17 protein-coding genes, 5 pseudogenes and 1 other annotated feature are annotated in these 17,009 nt (G+C 23.5%); of the genes and pseudogenes, 13 read left to right on the top strand and 9 right to left on the bottom strand.

The genetic code is table 4. From position 1 onward, the window contains the following. The first annotated feature begins 166 nt into the window (after positions 1 to 166). The 4 genes and pseudogenes from AAHM82_RS02970 (at position 167) to AAHM82_RS02955 (ending at position 5,824) form a co-directional block, all read left to right on the top strand. Positions 167 to 1,376: pseudogene (locus tag AAHM82_RS02970) on the top strand (IS256 family transposase). Between the two features lie 148 nt (positions 1,377 to 1,524). Next, on the top strand, positions 1,525 to 4,368 hold the full coding sequence (locus tag AAHM82_RS02965; protein WP_342264498.1) for a hypothetical protein: 2,844 nt from the start codon (positions 1,525 to 1,527) through the stop codon (positions 4,366 to 4,368). After that, complete coding sequence (locus AAHM82_RS02960) at positions 4,355 to 5,422, top strand: hypothetical protein (protein ID WP_342264497.1); 1,068 nt, start codon at positions 4,355 to 4,357, stop codon at positions 5,420 to 5,422. Before AAHM82_RS02965 ends, AAHM82_RS02960 begins: the two co-directional genes overlap by 14 nt. Before the next feature lie 264 nt (positions 5,423 to 5,686). Then, the gene (locus AAHM82_RS02955) at positions 5,687 to 5,824 is read left to right on the top strand and encodes a hypothetical protein (RefSeq protein ID WP_342264496.1); all 138 of its coding nucleotides are present in this window, start codon (positions 5,687 to 5,689) and stop codon (positions 5,822 to 5,824) included. Here AAHM82_RS02955 and AAHM82_RS02950 read toward each other — a convergent pair. Continuing rightward, positions 5,821 to 6,351: pseudogene (locus AAHM82_RS02950) on the bottom strand (IS256 family transposase); the annotation flags it as partial. The gene AAHM82_RS02955 and the pseudogene AAHM82_RS02950 sit on opposite strands and share 4 nt — an antisense overlap. Before the next feature lie 98 nt (positions 6,352 to 6,449). Here AAHM82_RS02950 and AAHM82_RS02945 point away from each other — a divergent pair. Continuing rightward, positions 6,450 to 7,658 (top strand): annotated as a pseudogene (locus tag AAHM82_RS02945) (IS256 family transposase). A 32-nt stretch (positions 7,659 to 7,690) separates the two neighbouring features. Here the strand turns inward: AAHM82_RS02945 and AAHM82_RS02940 are convergent. Next, a pseudogene (locus tag AAHM82_RS02940) lies at positions 7,691 to 8,374 on the bottom strand (IS256 family transposase); the annotation flags it as partial. On the opposite strand from AAHM82_RS02940, the gene AAHM82_RS02935 reads away from it, so the two are divergent. After that, positions 8,308 to 8,853 (top strand): DNA-processing protein DprA, encoded by a 546-nt coding sequence (locus AAHM82_RS02935; protein WP_342264494.1) that lies wholly within the window; start codon positions 8,308 to 8,310, stop codon positions 8,851 to 8,853. The pseudogene AAHM82_RS02940 and the gene AAHM82_RS02935 sit on opposite strands and share 67 nt — an antisense overlap. A 144-nt stretch (positions 8,854 to 8,997) precedes the next feature. On the opposite strand, the gene AAHM82_RS13000 is transcribed toward AAHM82_RS02935, so the two are convergent. Together AAHM82_RS13000 and AAHM82_RS12995 are read right to left on the bottom strand one after the other, a co-directional pair. Continuing rightward, positions 8,998 to 9,390 carry a transposase family protein gene (locus AAHM82_RS13000; RefSeq protein ID WP_342264845.1) on the bottom strand — a complete coding sequence of 131 codons (393 nt, stop codon included), beginning with the start codon at positions 9,388 to 9,390 and terminating at the stop codon, positions 8,998 to 9,000. Further along, entirely contained in the window at positions 9,387 to 9,827 is a 441-nt protein-coding gene (locus AAHM82_RS12995) for a transposase family protein (protein WP_342263396.1), read from the bottom strand. The genes AAHM82_RS13000 and AAHM82_RS12995 overlap by 4 nt, the downstream gene beginning before the upstream one ends. Positions 9,828 to 9,916: 89 nt before the next feature. Here AAHM82_RS12995 and AAHM82_RS02925 point away from each other — a divergent pair, with 89 nt between their 5' ends. Continuing rightward, the gene (locus AAHM82_RS02925; RefSeq protein ID WP_342264493.1) at positions 9,917 to 10,201 is read left to right on the top strand and encodes a hypothetical protein; all 285 of its coding nucleotides are present in this window, start codon (positions 9,917 to 9,919) and stop codon (positions 10,199 to 10,201) included. 42 nt (positions 10,202 to 10,243) lie between these two features. After that, the gene (topA, locus tag AAHM82_RS02920; protein ID WP_342264492.1) at positions 10,244 to 12,208 is read left to right on the top strand and encodes a type I DNA topoisomerase; all 1,965 of its coding nucleotides are present in this window, start codon (positions 10,244 to 10,246) and stop codon (positions 12,206 to 12,208) included. A gap of 107 nt (positions 12,209 to 12,315) precedes the next feature. Here topA and AAHM82_RS02915 read toward each other — a convergent pair whose 3' ends face one another. Beyond that, positions 12,316 to 12,621, bottom strand: a complete 306-nt coding sequence (locus AAHM82_RS02915; protein ID WP_342263451.1) for a hypothetical protein — start codon at positions 12,619 to 12,621, stop codon at positions 12,316 to 12,318. An 84-nt stretch (positions 12,622 to 12,705) separates the two neighbouring features. On the opposite strand from AAHM82_RS02915, the gene AAHM82_RS02910 reads away from it, so the two are divergent. From AAHM82_RS02910 to AAHM82_RS12980, 4 genes are all read left to right on the top strand, one after another. Continuing rightward, positions 12,706 to 13,041, top strand: coding sequence for a transposase family protein (locus tag AAHM82_RS02910; RefSeq protein WP_342264266.1), 336 nt, complete (start codon positions 12,706 to 12,708; stop codon positions 13,039 to 13,041). A 65-nt stretch (positions 13,042 to 13,106) separates the two neighbouring features. Beyond that, complete coding sequence (locus AAHM82_RS12990; RefSeq protein WP_342263396.1) at positions 13,107 to 13,547, top strand: transposase family protein; 441 nt, start codon at positions 13,107 to 13,109, stop codon at positions 13,545 to 13,547. Next, complete coding sequence (locus AAHM82_RS12985; RefSeq protein ID WP_425289053.1) at positions 13,544 to 13,756, top strand: hypothetical protein; 213 nt, start codon at positions 13,544 to 13,546, stop codon at positions 13,754 to 13,756. Before AAHM82_RS12990 ends, AAHM82_RS12985 begins: the two co-directional genes overlap by 4 nt. Beyond that, the gene (locus AAHM82_RS12980; RefSeq protein WP_425289052.1) at positions 13,738 to 13,935 is read left to right on the top strand and encodes a transposase family protein; all 198 of its coding nucleotides are present in this window, start codon (positions 13,738 to 13,740) and stop codon (positions 13,933 to 13,935) included. The genes AAHM82_RS12985 and AAHM82_RS12980 overlap by 19 nt, the downstream gene beginning before the upstream one ends. Positions 13,936 to 14,087: 152 nt before the next feature. Here the strand turns inward: AAHM82_RS12980 and AAHM82_RS02900 are convergent, their stop codons facing one another. The 4 genes and pseudogenes from AAHM82_RS02900 to AAHM82_RS02890 form a co-directional block, all read right to left on the bottom strand. Further along, positions 14,088 to 14,465 carry a transposase family protein gene (locus tag AAHM82_RS02900; protein ID WP_342264491.1) on the bottom strand — a complete coding sequence of 126 codons (378 nt, stop codon included), beginning with the start codon at positions 14,463 to 14,465 and terminating at the stop codon, positions 14,088 to 14,090. After that, on the bottom strand, positions 14,458 to 15,417 hold the full coding sequence (locus tag AAHM82_RS02895) for an IS1/IS1595 family N-terminal zinc-binding domain-containing protein (RefSeq protein ID WP_342263352.1): 960 nt from the start codon (positions 15,415 to 15,417) through the stop codon (positions 14,458 to 14,460). Before AAHM82_RS02895 ends, AAHM82_RS02900 begins: the two co-directional genes overlap by 8 nt. 157 nt (positions 15,418 to 15,574) lie before the next feature. Further along, a pseudogene (locus AAHM82_RS12975) lies at positions 15,575 to 15,628 on the bottom strand (hypothetical protein); the annotation flags it as partial. Further along, entirely contained in the window at positions 15,625 to 16,065 is a 441-nt protein-coding gene (locus tag AAHM82_RS02890) for a transposase family protein (RefSeq protein WP_342263396.1), read from the bottom strand. The gene AAHM82_RS02890 and the pseudogene AAHM82_RS12975, both read right to left, overlap by 4 nt. 234 nt (positions 16,066 to 16,299) lie before the next feature. Then, positions 16,300 to 16,438: a sequence feature (ribosomal protein L10 leader region), on the top strand. Positions 16,439 to 16,464: 26 nt separating this feature from the next. On the opposite strand from AAHM82_RS02890, the gene rplJ reads away from it, so the two are divergent. Beyond that, positions 16,465 to 16,989: a 50S ribosomal protein L10 gene (gene rplJ, locus AAHM82_RS02885; RefSeq protein ID WP_342264490.1), complete on the top strand. Its 525-nt coding sequence runs from the start codon at positions 16,465 to 16,467 to the stop codon at positions 16,987 to 16,989. The last annotated feature ends 20 nt before the right edge of the window (positions 16,990 to 17,009 follow it).

Below are 17,009 nucleotides of genomic sequence, written 5' to 3'. Positions count from 1 at the left end.
CTAAACGCGACCTAGAAAATAAATTTCATTTTAAAAATATTTGTTATGTGATAAAATTAATTCCCTAAATAGTAATAGTTTAGGTGAGCCTGTCCAAAATTCTGTGTCTCGATAATTCATTCTGAATTATACTTAAAAGAAGGAGAGCAGAAAATGACAAAAAAAAATAAAAAAAGAACCTGACGCAATTGATAAAGTTGTTGATTATTTTTTAGAAAATATTGATAATCCACAAGATTTATTTAAAGGCAATACTATTTTTCAGGAATTTACCAAAAAATTAACTGAACGAATGTTAAATACGGAAATTAAAGATTATCTTGAAACTGATGAGAATCATAATAAAAGAAATGGCAACACACAAAAAACCATTATTACTAAAAATGGTTCAATCGCAATTGATGTACCAAGAGATCGAAATAGTACTTTTGAACCAGTAATTATTCCGAAAAGACAAAGAAAATTTGATAACTTTGATCAAAAAGTAATTTCTTTATATGCAAGAGGAATGACAATTTCTGATATCAAAGCACAATTGCAAGAATTCTATCACGGAGCAGAAATTTCAGAAAGTTTAATTAGTCAAATAACTGATGATGTTATTGAAGAAGTTAAAATGTGACAAACTAAACCTTTAGAGAAGATTTATCCGATTGTTTATTTTGATTGTATTGTTGTTAAAGTAAAGCAAGATAAACGAATAATAAATAAAGCAGTTTATCTTGCCTTAGGAATTAATTTAGATGGTTTAAAAGATATTTTAGGAATGTGAATTAGTGAGAATGAGGGAGCCAAATTTTGACTTAATTAATCTTACGGAAATGAAAAATCGTGGGTTACAAGATATTCTTGTTGCTTGTAGTGATAATTTAACTGGGATGTCTGATGCAATAGAAGCTGTTTTCCCAAAAACACAGCATCAATTATGCATTGTTCATCAAATTCGCAATAGTTTAAAATTTGTTCCTTACAAAGATCGCAAACTTGTAGCTAATGATTTAAAATCAATTTATACAGCAATTAATGAAGAAATAGCGTTAATTGCTTTAGATCATTTTTCAGAAAAATGAAATAAAAAGTATCCACAAATTACTAAATCATGAAAAAATAACTGAAATAATTTAATAATTTTTCTTGAATATCCTCAGGAATTTAGAAGAATTATTTACACAACTAATGCGATTGAATCTGTTAATAGTCAATTAAGAAAAGTCATTAAGAATAAAAAGATTTTTCCTAATGACGCATCAGTTTTTAAAATATTTTATTTAGCATTTCAAAATATGGTTAAGAAATGAACGATGCCAATTCAAAATTGGGGTAGTGCAATTTCACATTTAATGATAAAATTTGAAGACAGAGTGAATTTAAGTTAATTACTTAGAGACACAGTTAATTGTACAGTCCCGTTTAGGTTGCTTTGCTATTAATAATTTTGTTGCTACTGCTAATATTTTTTATTTGTTTAACAATAATGCATATCTAATTTAATAAAATAACGAAAAAGAAAGGAACAATAGCAAAATGAGAAAAAAACTTGTAGGATTATTAGGAACAGTTACAATAACAAGTAGTTGTATGCCAGCAGTTGTTGCTAATTATCCAATTCAAAAACAAAGAGAATCAAATAATTTAATCCAAAAGCAAAAAGAAAAGAAAAATATAATACAAAAATATAATAATTTATTAGATAAAAAAGATAATGCAAATTTGGAATTTATTAGTTCATATATTAAAAATAATGATTTTTATTTCTTGTATAAAAATATCAAAAATAATGAACTTTATCTTTATTCAAAAACAAACAATAATTTTAATCAATCAATGGAGCAATTAAATAAAAGAACTTTTACTTTACCGGATAAATATAGTTATTCATTAAATAATTTAATACGATTTTTAATCAATGAAAATGATATTTATTTTCTTTCAAATAATAGTATTTTTAGATTTAATTTAAATGGTTCTTATATCAAAGATATTCATATAGATGGTATTAAAAATTTTAATATTTCAAAAATTAAAACCAGCAAGGACACTATTTATTTCTTATCAGATGATAATATATTTAAGTATAATTTAATAAATAATAGCAAAGATTATGCAGAAAAATTTTTTTCTGAAGAACAAATATTAGGTTTTGATGTTAGTAATGAAAATGATGTTTATTTTGTTAGTCGGAAGAAAGATAAAAAATTTTCTTTTAATTTAATTATTTATTATCAAAATCAGTTTACACATCTTGATTTAGATTTTTTAAAACAAATTAATCAAAATTTAAATATAGAAGGAATTAAGATTGATAACAAAAGTAATATTTATCTTATTTCTTCAAAAGATTTTTATAATAAAGAATTGTATAAATTTTCTAATAATATAGTAAATAAAGATAACTGTGATAAATTTACCTTAAAACTAAGTTACTATATTGACAATATGTTTTTTGATATTGAAAATAATATATATATTATATGCGAAGAGAAAATGTATTTTTTAAATGTAAATACAAAAAAATGAATTTTTCTTAAAAAAATAAAAAACAAATTAAGAAATATAAAAGAAGTTTTTTTTAGTAAAGAAAATATATATTTTATTACCCAAAATAATATATATTATTTAGATTATAATAGTTTAAAAAACATGTTAATTACAAAAAAACAATTAATTAAAGAAAAAAAAGATTTAGAAAATTCTTTTACAAAAGAATTAAAAGAAATTAATTTAAATTTACAAAATCTTTTAGAATCAAAATTTAAATTAAATAATGAAATGTCAACAAAAAATATACTTTTTTTAATAAAAGAACAATTAAAATTAATAAAAGAAAATCTAGATAATAAAAATAAAGAAATAAATCAACTGAAAAGTAATTTAAACACACAATTAGATGAAAAACAACAAAAAATAGCGGAATTAACTAATGAAATAAATCAACTGAAAAGTAATCTAAACACACAATTAGACGAAAAACAACAAAAAATAGCGGAATTAGAAATTGAATTAAAAACAGCAAAATTAGAAAAAAATAGTTTAAATGATACTTTAGAAACTTTAAATAATGAAATTGAATTTTTATTAGATAATGATGTTAGTTCTTTTAAAAATATATCTTTAACAGAATTAAATAAAAATTTAAATCAATTTCTTTTTATGTTAAAAGTAAAAATTCAAAATATGGCGAAAGATTTAGATGATAAAAATAGGCAAATAGCAGAATTAGAACAAAATGAAGGTAAAAAAATAAATAAACTAAATAATCAAATAAATTTATCAAAAGATTTCATTACCTCGTTAGAAGACAAGTTGCGTAATAGTGAAAATAATAAAAATATGTTGGAAAATTTACAAAGAGATTTAAATAATAAAAACAATAAAATAGCAGAACTAGAAAATGAACTAAATACAAAATTAGGTGAAAAACAACAAAAAATAACGGAATTAACTGGTGAAATAGAATCCCTACAAGAAAAGATCAAAATTGAAAATAATAAGGAAAATCAATTAAATATAGTAATATCTCAATTAGAAAAAAGTGTTGAAAATTTACAGAAGGATTTAGATGATAAAAATAGGGAAATAAATCAAGTAAAAAGTAGTTTAAATACAAAATTAGATGAAAAACAACAAAAAATAACGGAATTAACTGGTGAAATAGCAACATTACAAGGAAAATTAGCAGTTACTTCAGATAATGAAAATACATTAAGCAAAACAATAGCAGAATTACAAAAAAGTGGTGAAAATTTACAAAAGGATTTAGATGATAAAAATAGGGAAATAAATCAAGTAAAAAGTAGTTTAAATACAAAATTAGATGAAAAACAACAAAAAATAACGAAATTAACTGGTGAAATAGAATCCCTACAAGAAAAATTAACAGTTACTCAAAATGATGAAAATACATTAAGCAAAACAATAGCAGAATTACAAAAAAGTGGTGAAAATTTACAAAAGGATTTAAATGATAAAAATAGGGAAATAAATCAAGTAAAAAGTAGTTTAAATACAAAATTAGATGAAAAACAACAAAAAATAACGGAATTAACTGGTGAAATAGAATCCTTACAAGAAAAATTAACAGTTACTCAAAATGATGAAAATACATTAAGCAAAACAATAGCAGAATTGGAATTGACAAATCAACAATTAAACAAAAAAATAGCAGAATTGGAATTGACAAATCAACAATTAAACAAAAAAATAGCAGAATTGGAATTGACAAATCAACAATTAAATAATTTTATAAGTAAAATCAGTGAAGATCTTTTTAGTGAGCAAGAAATAAAAAAATTCAAAACTAATGATGAAAGAAATAAAGCAATATTAGGAAAAATAAAAAGTCTTTTATCTTTTAATGATGGTTATTAAAAACTTTAAAAAATTATTATATATTTTAAGTTTAATTGTTTTATTAATAATTGTCTTCATTAGTTTAATGTTCTATAAAAATAATAATAATTTTAATAAAATAGACAAATTTCCACTTTTTGCAAGAACAGAATGAGTTACTTATAATAATACAAATATTATTATTTCTCGTAGTTTAATTAATAAGGAATTTAAAACAAAGGTATTTTTTTTAGATTTAAATAAACAGGAAATGACAAAAATTTCTTGAATAGAAAATAAAAATATAACCTCACTTTTAGTACAAAATAATGATGTTTATTTTGGAACGGATAATGGTATGTATATTTTAAAACAAGGTAAAATAACACCATCTATATTAAAGCAAACGGATTTTTATATAAATGCAATTTCTGCGTTTGATAATAATGTTTATTTTGGAACAGATAATGGATTATATAAATTAGACAATAATTTGAAAATTACTCAATTAAATAATATTAGGGTTGATTTAATATATATTAAAAATGATGATGCTTTCTTTTTAAAATCTCGCGATAAGTTATCGTTATTAAAGCCAAATTTAAAATTAGCTGAAGAAATAAAAAAAATAAAAATAGTAGATAAACATTTAATTACTAATTTTAAAACCGCTAATTTATATTTTGCAACAAAGGAAGGCGCTTATGTTCTTAAAAATGATAAAATAGAAAAAATATTAGATAAAAAAAATATTAATGGTATTTATGAATGTAAGAATAATATTTATTTTGCAACAGACGAAGGTGTTTATGTTTTAAAGCACAATGAAATTAAAGTTAAACAAATTGATGAAACAAATAACTTATTTATTAAGTATTTTGATTTTGATGAAAATAATATTTATTTTGGTACTAAAGATAGTGTTTATATTTTAAAACAAGATTCAACCTCAGTTGAAAAGATAAATATCCCCTCATTAACTATTAATGATGAAATAAAAAAAATAAAGATAAATAAAGATAAATTATTTTTACTAATAAAAACAAAATTAAATAATAAAATAGTTTCAAAAATATTAATTTTTAATTTATAGTAATGATAAAATTAAGATAGAATAAATATTTAAAATAGTACTTTAAAGTACTATTTTTTATTTGTTAAAATAGAAATAAATAATAAAAAAAGGGACTACGTTGTTTAGAAATATTTTTATTATTTTATTGCTGGAATTTAGTGCGAAGACTATAGTAAAAAAAGAAGAGATATCATATTATATATGTTAATAAAAATAAATATTTTGTTAAAGGAAATTACTTATTTGATAACAAAATATAATAACAGGAGGTTCATAATAATTATGGAAAAAGTATTATTATATTTTGTTATCAAATACAATGGTAATTGAGATAAAGTATATGAGGCATTAGATCAAAAGGAAAAAATTCCGTTAGAAAGAATTGGAACTGTACAATTAACTGTGTCTCTAAGTAATTAACTTAAATTCACTCTGTCTTCAAATTTTATCATTAAATGTGAAATTGCACTACCCCAATTTTGAATTGGCATCGTTCATTTCTTAACCATATTTTGAAATGCTAAATAAAATATTTTAAAAACTGATGCGTCATTAGGAAAAATCTTTTTATTCTTAATGACTTTTCTTAATTGACTATTAACAGATTCAATCGCATTAGTTGTGTAAATAATTCTTCTAAATTCCTGAGGATATTCAAGAAAAATTATTAAATTATTTCAGTTATTTTTTCATGATTTAGTAATTTGTGGATACTTTTTATTTCATTTTTCTGAAAAATGATCTAAAGCAATTAACGCTATTTCTTCATTAATTGCTGTATAAATTGATTTTAAATCATTAGCTACAAGTTTGCGATCTTTGTAAGGAACAAATTTTAAACTATTGCGAATTTGATGAACAATGCATAATTGATGCTGTGTTTTTGGGAAAACAGCTTCTATTGCATCAGACATCCCAGTTAAATTATCACTACAAGCAACAAGAAGGAAGGAAGAGGAATATGGGCCTGTCCAAAATTCTGTGTCTCGATAATTCATTCTGAATTATACTTAAAAGAAGGAGAACAGAAAATGACAAAAAAAAAATAAAAAAAGAACCTGACGCAATTGATAAAGTTGTTGATTATTTTTTAGAAAATATTGATAATCCACAAGATTTATTTAAAGGCAATACTATTTTTCAGGAATTTACCAAAAAATTAACTGAACGAATGTTAAATACGGAAATTAAAGATTATCTTGAAACTGATGAGAATCATAATAAAAGAAATGGCAACACACAAAAAACCATTATTACTAAAAATGGTTCAATCGCAATTGATGTACCAAGAGATCGAAATAGTACTTTTGAACCAGTAATTATTCCGAAAAGACAAAGAAGATTTGATAACTTTGATCAAAAAGTAATTTCTTTATATGCAAGAGGAATGACAATTTCTGATATCAAAGCACAATTGCAAGAATTCTATCACGGAGCAGAAATTTCAGAAAGTTTAATTAGTCAAATAACTGATGATGTTATTGAAGAAGTTAAAATGTGACAAACTAAACCTTTAGAGAAGATTTATCCGATTGTTTATTTTGATTGTATTGTTGTTAAAGTAAAGCAAGATAAACGAATAATAAATAAAGCAGTTTATCTTGCCTTAGGAATTAATTTAGATGGTTTAAAAGATATTTTAGGAATGTGAATTAGCGAGAATGAGGGCGCCAAATTTTGACTTAATAATCTTACGGAAATGAAAAATCGTGGCTTACAAGATATTCTTGTTGCTTGTAGCGATAATTTAACTGGAATGTCTGATGCAATAGAAGCTGTGTTCCCAAAAACACAGCACCAATTATGCATTGTTCATCAAATTCGTAATAGTTTAAAATTTGTCCCTTACAAAGATCGCAAACTTGTAGCTAATGATTTAAAATCAATTTATACAGCAATTAATGAAGAAATAGCGCTAGTTGCTTTAGATCATTTTTCAGAAAAATAAAATAAAAAGTATCCACAAATTACTAAATCATGAAAAAATAACTGAAATAATTTAATAATTTTTCTTGAATATCCTCAGGAATTTAGAAGGATTATTTACACAACTAATGCGATTGAATCTGTTAATAGTCAACTAAGAAAAGTCATTAAGAATAAAAAGATTTTTCCTAATGACGCATCAGTTTTTAAAATATTTTATTTAGCATTTCAAAATATGGTTAAGAAATGAACGATGCCAATTCAAAATTGGGGTAGTGCAATTTCACATTTAATGATAAAATTTGAGGACAGAGTGAATTTAAGTTAATTACTTAAAGACACAGTTAATTGTACAGTCCCAAGAATATCTTGTAACCCACGATTTTTCATTTCCGTAAGATTATTAAGTCAAAATTTGGCTCCCTCATTCTCACTAATTCACATTCCTAAAATATCTTTTAAACCATCTAAATTAATTCCTAAGGCAAGATAAACTGCTTTATTTATTATTCGTTTATCTTGCTTTACTTTAACAACAATACAATCAAAATAAACAATCGGATAAATCTTCTCTAAAGGTTTAGTTTGTCACATTTTAACTTCTTCAATAACATCATCAGTTATTTGACTAATTAAACTTTCTGAAATTTCTGCTCCGTGATAGAATTCTTGCAATTGTGCTTTGATATCAGAAATTGTCATTCCTCTTGCATATAAAGAAATTACTTTTTGATCAAAGTTATCAAATCTTCTTTGTCTTTTCGGAATAATTACTGGTTCAAAAGTACTATTTCGATCTCTTGGTACATCAATTGCGATTGAACCATTTTTAGTAATAATGGTTTTTTGTGTGTTGCTATTTCTTTTATTATGATTCTCATCAGTTTCAAGATAATCTTTAATTTCCGTATTTAACATTCGTTCAGTTAATTTTTTGGTAAATTCCTGAAAAATAGTATTGCCTTTAAATAAATCTTGTGGATTATCAATATTTTCTAAAAAATAATCAACAACTTTATCAATTGCATCAGGTTCTTTTTTTATTTTTTTTTGTCATTTTCTGTTCTCCTTCGTTTAAGTATAATTCAGAATGAATTATCGAGACACAGAATTTTGGACAGGCCCATTTTAAAAAAACAATTTTAAGTTCACAATATCCGACTGGTTTAAAAACAATTTACAAACCACCGTTTGTAATTTTTTATGAAGGAAATATTGATTTATTAAAATATTCGCAAAAAATTATTGCTGTTATGGGTTCACATTCCCCTAATGTTTATATTAAAAAAGTTGCTAACGATATGGTTCAACAATTAGTTAACTATCAAAAAATTTTAATAACAGCATTTAATGCTGGGGTTGAAATATTAGTTCATCAATTAATTAAAGAAAATAGTATTTCTGGAAATAGTGTGGTTATTATTAATGATAGTAATAATTATGATGAAAGCCAACAAGAATTGCTTTTGTATCTTAAAAGATATCATTTAGTAATTAGACTTCTTGCAAAATTAATATGATAATTATAATTTTTAAATTTAAAATAAATATAAAAGTGTTATTAAAATAATTTTTAGATTATTTTTACAAATATTTTGTCATTAAAACATAATAAAAATTATTATTTACAATAAAAAAAGACTGAAATTTTAAATTATCAAATATATTTAAACTAATAGTTGTAAATTATAAATTGAAGCTATTAAATTAAATCTTAAAGCAAATCTTTTTCTACGATTTCGATATTTTTCACTAATAATTTTAAATTTTTTAAGTATAGCAAAAACATTTTCAATAACAATTCTCATTTTTGAAATTCGCTCATTATTTTGCTTTTCTTCTTTATTTAAAGGGTTTTTCTTTGATTTTCTTTTAGGAATTAAAACATTATGATTAATTTTTTGTATGCCTTGATAACCTAAATCCACTAAAACAGTTGTTTCTGGTAAAAATTTAATTTTTGAATCTTTTAAAATTTTAAAGTCATGGTTTTTACCATAAGAAAAATCAGAACTAATAATTTTTTTACTATCTTTTTCAATTATAACTTGTGTTTTTATTGTGTGTTTTTTCTTTTTTCCTGAGTAGTGCTGTTTTTGTCTTTTTTTGGGCGTTGGATTTGGCTTTCAGTTACATCAATTATAACAGTCTTATCTTTGAAATAATCTTTTAATAGTGATTTTTGACCAGTAAGTTGTTGAAAATTAGGGTGTTTTATTAAAGTGTCTTCAATTCATTTGATATTTCTATAACAACTACTTTCACTAATATCATAACTTTTTGCAATATGAAAATAAGTTCTATATTCTCTTCAATATTCTAAAGTCATTAAAATACGATTTTCTAATGATAATTTATTGGTTCTTCCGCGACGAAATCTCTTTTTTAATTCTTCTATTTTTAAAATTTCTAGCATTTTATTAAAAGTAGTATGTTTAATACCAGTTAATCTTAAAAAATTTTTATCACTTATTTGATTATTTTTTTTAAATTTCATTTAAATTCCACCTTTTTATTAAAAACAACAATTCAATTATATTTTAAATTAATTTTGCAAGAAGTCTATTTAGTGAATATCCGCTTAATATGACAAGAGAAAATATTAGTCCAATTGATAGTAATGCTCAAAGAATTTTATTAGGATTATCAAAAGCATTATTGGTATTACCATTTGCTGATGAAAAAATTGTTCATTCATTAGTAGATATTGCTTTTAATGAAAATAAAGATGTTTTTGCAGTTTCTAATCAAATTTATGAGAACTTTGCTACTAATAATCTTATTAAAAATAGTGCTAAATTAGTGCAAACAACTATTGATGTAAACTTGATAAAGTCTTTAAAATGTACTAAAATATTGCCGTATTTATAAAAATATTGAGAATCAAAAGATTCTTTTAAGGAGTAAAGTGTTATGAGTAAAAATGTTGTTATTATGGAGTCGCCAACGAAAACTAAAGCGGTACAAAAGTATCTTGGAGATGATTATACTGTTGTTTCTTCCGAGGGACATATTACCAATTTGGCGAATAAAGGTGAATATTATTTAGGGATTGACTTAGAAACATTTACTCCATATTATCGAATTGAAACTAAGAAAAAACCACTTGTTAAGAAGTTACAAGGTTTAGTAAACGATGCTGATAAAATTTTTCTGGCAACTGATCCCGATCGTGAAGGAGAAGCAATTTCATATCATTTAAATGAAGTTTTAAAAATTCAAAATAAATCTGTTCGGGTGAGTTTTAATGAAATTACTAAAGATATTGTTATTGAAGCATTTAAAGTACCAAGAGAGTTAGATATGAATTTAGTTCATTCACAAGAAGCAAGAAGAATGATTGATCGGATGATTGGTTTTCGGTTAAGTAAGTTATTGCAAAAGAAAATTCGTTCAAAATCAGCAGGAAGAGTTCAGTCAGTAGCTTTAAAACTTCTTGTGTTGCGAGAAAAAGAACATCAAATTTTTATTCCTGAACAATATTGAACAATTGAAGCTTATTGGAAGCAACATATTTTAAAATTAACAAAATATTTAAATAAAAATATTGAGATTAAAACTGAGGCAGATTCTCAAAATATTATTAAAAATTTAAGTAGTAAATATAAAGTTATTGATATTCAAGAAAAACCGCGAATTAGACAAGCAAATAATCCTTATACTACTTCAACAATGTTACAAGATGGATCATCACGATTAAATTTTGCTGCTAATAAAACATCCTTATTAGCACAACAATTATATGAAGGAATTGATATTGATGGATTGTTAACAGGAGTTATTACTTATCCAAGAACTGATTCAATTCGTTTAAGTGATAAATTTGTTAGTGATACTTTTGCTTTTATTACGGAATCATTAGGTAAAGATTATTTAGGACAAGTAAAAATTACTAAAAAGAAAAATAATGTTCAAGATGCGCATGAAGCAATTCGACCAACAGATATTTTAATGACTCCTGAGAAGGCAAAAAATTATTTAGGTAAAGATCAATTGCGACTTTATAAACTAATTTATAATCGAGCGATGGCATCATTAATGGCCCCAGCAAAAATTACGGGGAAAACTATTATTTTGGATAATAATAATTATGAATTTCGGTTGACAGGACAAACAATCTTATTTTTAGGATTTTTAAAATATTATCAAAGTGATGAGGAAGATAATATTAGTATTAAATTACCGGCTTGAAAAATTGGCGATGTAGTAAATATTAAAGATATTAAGGCATTGCAACATTGAACCAAACCAAAACCACGATATAGTGAGGCACGATTAATTAAAACATTGGAAGAATTAGGAGTAGGGCGACCTAGTACTTATGCTCCGATTATGAGAACTTTGCATGAACGAGGATATGTTTTATTTGAGAATAAGGCTTTAAAAGCTAGTGAAAAGGGAATTTTAACTAGTGATAAACTGCAAGAGTTTTTTCAAGATATTATTAGTGAATCATATACTTCACAAGTAGAATCACAATTAGATTTAATTAGTCACGGTGAAAAAGATTATCAAGAGTTAGTTGGTTCTTTTTGAGAAAAATTTGAACCTCGTGTTGAAGAAGCTTTTGAAAAAATGGTAGAAGTTGCGATTGAAAAGACGGGTACTAAATGTCCACGATGTGATAGTGATTTAGTTTATCGATTTGGAAAGTATGGTAAATTTATTGGTTGTTCAACATTTCCGAAATGTCGTTATATTTCATCATTAAATCCAGTTAATTTAGGATTTTGTCCACAATGTATTGAAGGCGAAAAAGTTATTAAAGTTAATCGTCGTAATCAAAAATTTATTGCTTGTAGCAATTATCCTGAATGTGATTTTGTAGAATCTTATGAACAATCCAAAGATGAAACAGAAAAAGCAACATTAGAATAATTAATTTTTTTAATTTTGTCGAAAACTCTTGATAAAATAAAAAAAATCATCAACTTGATAATTTTAAAAGGCTTTTATGTAAAATTACTATTTTTACTTTAACTTTTTTATACATTAAAATATAATACCGCTGTTTGTTGGTTTGGAGTTAAACCCTTATGTTGGTATTTTCATTTTCAGAGATTTAAATAATTTTGAATATTAGTAAAACCTAAACCATGATAATGAATTAAGGCTTCTTTAAGACTAGATTGTAATTTACTGATTTTATTTAAGTTACGATAACTAGCTTCAGGATTAATTGTTGTTTTAGTTACACATAAAGTAGAATTTGTTTGTTTTGCTACTAAAAAATATAATTTTTGCATATCAGAAGTAATAATTGAATTTTCGTTAATTAATTCTTTGTTCATATTTTCAATAACTCATTAGACTTCTTGCAAAATTAATTTAAAATATAATTGAATTGTTGTTTTTAATAAAAAGGTGGAATTTAAATGAAATTTAAAAAAAATAATCAAATAAGTGATAAAAATTTTTTAAGATTAACTGGTATTAAACATACTACTTTTAATAAAATGCTAGAAATTTTAAAAATAGAAGAATTAAAAAAGAGATTTCGTCGCGGAAGAACCAATAAATTATCATTAGAAAATCGTATTTTAATGACTTTAGAATATTGAAGAGAATATAGAACTTATTTTCATATTGCAAAAAGTTATGATATTAGTGAAAGTAGTTGTTATAGAAATATCAAATGAATTGAAGACACTTTAATAAAACACCCTAATTTTCAACAACTTACTGGTCAAAAATCACTATTAAAAGATTAGACTTCTTGCAAAATTAATTTAAAATATAATTGAATTGTTGTTTTTAATAAAAAGGTGGAATTTAAATGAAATTTAAAAAAAATAATCAAATAAGTGATAAAAATTTTTTAAGATTAACTGGTATTAAACATACTACTTTTAATAAAATGCTAGAAATTTTAAAAATAGAAGAATTAAAAAAGAGATTTCGTCGCGGAAGAACCAATAAATTATCATTAGAAAATCGTATTTTAATGACTTTAGAATATTGAAGAGAATATAGAACTTATTTTCATATTGCAAAAAGTTATGATATTAGTGAAAGTAGTTGTTATAGAAATATCAAATGAATTGAAGACACTTTAATAAAACACCCTAATTTTCAACAACTTACTGGTCAAAAATCACTATTAAAAGATTATTTCAAAGATAAGACTGTTATAATTGATGTAACTGAAAGCCAAATCCAACGCCCAAAAAAAGACAAAAACAGCACTACTCAGGAAAAAAGAAAAAACACACAATAAAAACACAAGTTATAATTGAAAAAGATAGTAAAAAAATTATTAGTTCTGATTTTTCTTATGGTAAAAACCATGACTTTAAAATTTTAAAAGATTCAAAAATTAAATTTTTACCAGAAACAACTGTTTTAGTGGATTTAGGTTATCAAGGCATACAAAAAATTAATCATAATGTTTTAATTCCTAAAAGAAAATCAAAAAAAACCCTTTAAATAAAGAAGAAAAGCAAAATAATGAGCGAATTTCAAAAATGAGAATTGTTATTGAAAATGTTTTTGCTATACTTAAAAAATTTAAAATTATTAGTGAAAAATATCGAAATCGTAGAAAAAGATTTGCTTTAAGATTTAATTTAATAGCTTCAATTTATAATTTACAACTATTAGTTTAAATATATTTGATAATTTAAAATTTCAGTCTTTTTTTATTGTAAATAATAATTTTTATTATGTTTTAATGACAAAATATTTGTAAAAATAATCTAAAAATTATTTTAATAACACTTTTATATTTATTTTAAATTTAAAAATTATAATTATCATATTAATTTTGCAAGAAGTCTATTGAAGCTATTAAATTAAATCTTAAAGCAAATCTTTTTCTACGATTTCGATATTTTTCACTAATAATTTTAAATTTTTTAAGTATAGCAAAAACATTTTCAATAACAATTCTCATTTTTGAAATTCGCTCATTATTTTGCTTTTCTTCTTTATTTAAAGGGTTTTTCTTTGATTTTCTTTTAGGAATTAAAACATTATGATTAATTTTTTGTATGCCTTGATAACCTAAATCCACTAAAACAGTTGTTTCTTTTAATTTTGTCGAAAACTCTTGATAAAATAAAAAAAATCATCAACTTGATAATTTTAAAAGGCTTTTATGTAAAATTACTATTTTTACTTTAACTTTTTTATACATTAAAATATAATACCGCTGTTTGTTGGTTTGGAGTTAAACCCTTATGTTGGTATTTTCATTTTCAGAGATTTAAATAATTTTGAATATTAGTAAAACCTAAACCATGATAATGAATTAAGGCTTCTTTAAGACTAGATTGTAATTTACTGATTTTATTTAAGTTACGATAACTAGCTTCAGGATTAATTGTTGTTTTAGTTACACATAAAGTAGAATTTGTTTGTTTTGCTACTAAAAAATATAATTTTTGCATATCAGAAGTAATAATTGAATTTTCGTTAATTAATTCTTTGTTCATATTTTCAATAACTCATTGTTTTTGTAAACGTTTGGTGTTTGTGGATTTAACATAAATATTGTTATTATTATCAATTGCCATTTGAATACAGCATTTAGTATTAGTTGCGAATGGGTCAAGGTGAATTCTTCGTGGATCAGTTTTATATTTGAAATTTCCTTTATGGATTTCTTTAATAAATGTTTCATCGATTTGGATTTTACCAGATAATTTTTTAAATTTTAATTGGGTATTTTCTAATTGTTTTGATTTCATTAATTTTTGACGATTATATCAAGCAGTTTTTAATGTAGTTTTAATAAAACGAGAAATTGTTTTACTAGATTGCCCCAGCAATGAAATTTGAATCAATAAATTTCATTGTTCATAATTTAAATGACTTCAATAAATAAAATGATTACGAAAAGCGTCAAAACTTGCACGGCAATTTTTACATAAATATTTTTGTTTTCCTTCTGAATTATGTCCATTTTTAACGCAATGGTAAGATTCACATTTAGGGCATTTAATACCTTGCGCTCTAAATTTTTGATCAATTTCATTTAACCGTTTTTGTTTTTTTATTAATTCTGCTTGTTGTTTGACTTTTTCATAAAATTCTAAAAATTGATCATCTGTTAAAGTATTTACTAGTTCTTGAATTATTTTTTCCATAATTATTATCCCCCTCTATCATATTAAAAATATACCTAAAATTAAGTATATTCAATAAATATCAAGAGTTTTCGACAAAATTAAAAGTTGTTTCTGGTAAAAATTTAATTTTTGAATCTTTTAAAATTTTAAAGTCATGGTTTTTACCATAAGAAAAATCAGAACTAATAATTTTTTTACTATCTTTTTCAATTATAACTTGTGTTTTTATTGTGTGTTTTTTCTTTTTTCCTGAGTAGTGCTGTTTTTGTCTTTTTTTGGGCGTTGGATTTGGCTTTCAGTTACATCAATTATAACAGTCTTATCTTTGAAATAATCTTTTAATAGTGATTTTTGACCAGTAAGTTGTTGAAAATTAGGGTGTTTTATTAAAGTGTCTTCAATTCATTTGATATTTCTATAACAACTACTTTCACTAATATCATAACTTTTTGCAATATGAAAATAAGTTCTATATTCTCTTCAATATTCTAAAGTCATTAAAATACGATTTTCTAATGATAATTTATTGGTTCTTCCGCGACGAAATCTCTTTTTTAATTCTTCTATTTTTAAAATTTCTAGCATTTTATTAAAAGTAGTATGTTTAATACCAGTTAATCTTAAAAAATTTTTATCACTTATTTGATTATTTTTTTTAAATTTCATTTAAATTCCACCTTTTTATTAAAAACAACAATTCAATTATATTTTAAATTAATTTTGCAAGAAGTCTAATAAATATCAAGAGTTTTCGACAAAATTAAAATAATTTTTTTAATTTTAATAACACAAAATATGGTATTATTAAATCAATTAAGAGAAGCATAGTCTAATAACTGTGTGTGATTTACAAAAATTTTAAAATAAGTATTGCATTTGTGTTAAAAACATATTATTATTATTTTATGCTATCAATGTCTATAGACAGCAACGGGGAAACCTTAATTATGTTGCCGAGGGGATTAAAAGGTATAGGATTTTGGATTACAAAAACTCTTTTAAACTCGCTATGTAATACCGAGTTTTTTTATGTAAGATAGATATTGATTTCAGGATTAAACGGTTATGTTTAAGAAATTAGGAAGGGGTGGATGAATGCGACCAGCAATAGAAACTAAAAGTAATATTGTTCAAGAGATTAAAACAAAGATTGCATCGTCAAAGTCAACAACTATCATTCATTATCATGGATTTTCTGTTCAAGATTTAACAAATTTAAAGTTACAGTTAAGAAGTGAGGATGTTAGTTTAAAAATTTATAAAAATACATTAGTAAGAAGAGCATTACAAGAGTTAAGTATTAGTAATTTAGATGATATCTTATTAGGTCCTAACGCATTAGTGTTTTCGGCAACTGATGAAATTGTGGCTCCAAGATTATTAGCTAATTTTGCTAAGGAACATAAAAATTTAGTATTAAAAAGTGCTATTTTGGATGGTAAAGTAGTGTTATATGATGAATTACAAGTATTAGCCACATTGCCTTCAAAAAACAGCCTTATTTCAATGTTTGCTTCAGCAATTATTAGTCCATTAATTAATGTGGCTTTAGCAATTAAAGCCATTGCTGATAAACAATCAACAGAATAAACTGATATATAAAAATAAAA

The organism is Spiroplasma endosymbiont of Clivina fossor (assembly GCF_964031115.1).
Lineage (GTDB): Bacteria > Bacillota_I > Bacilli_A > Mycoplasmatales > Nriv7 > Nriv7.
This window is presented reverse-complemented; position numbering and strand designations above follow the sequence as displayed.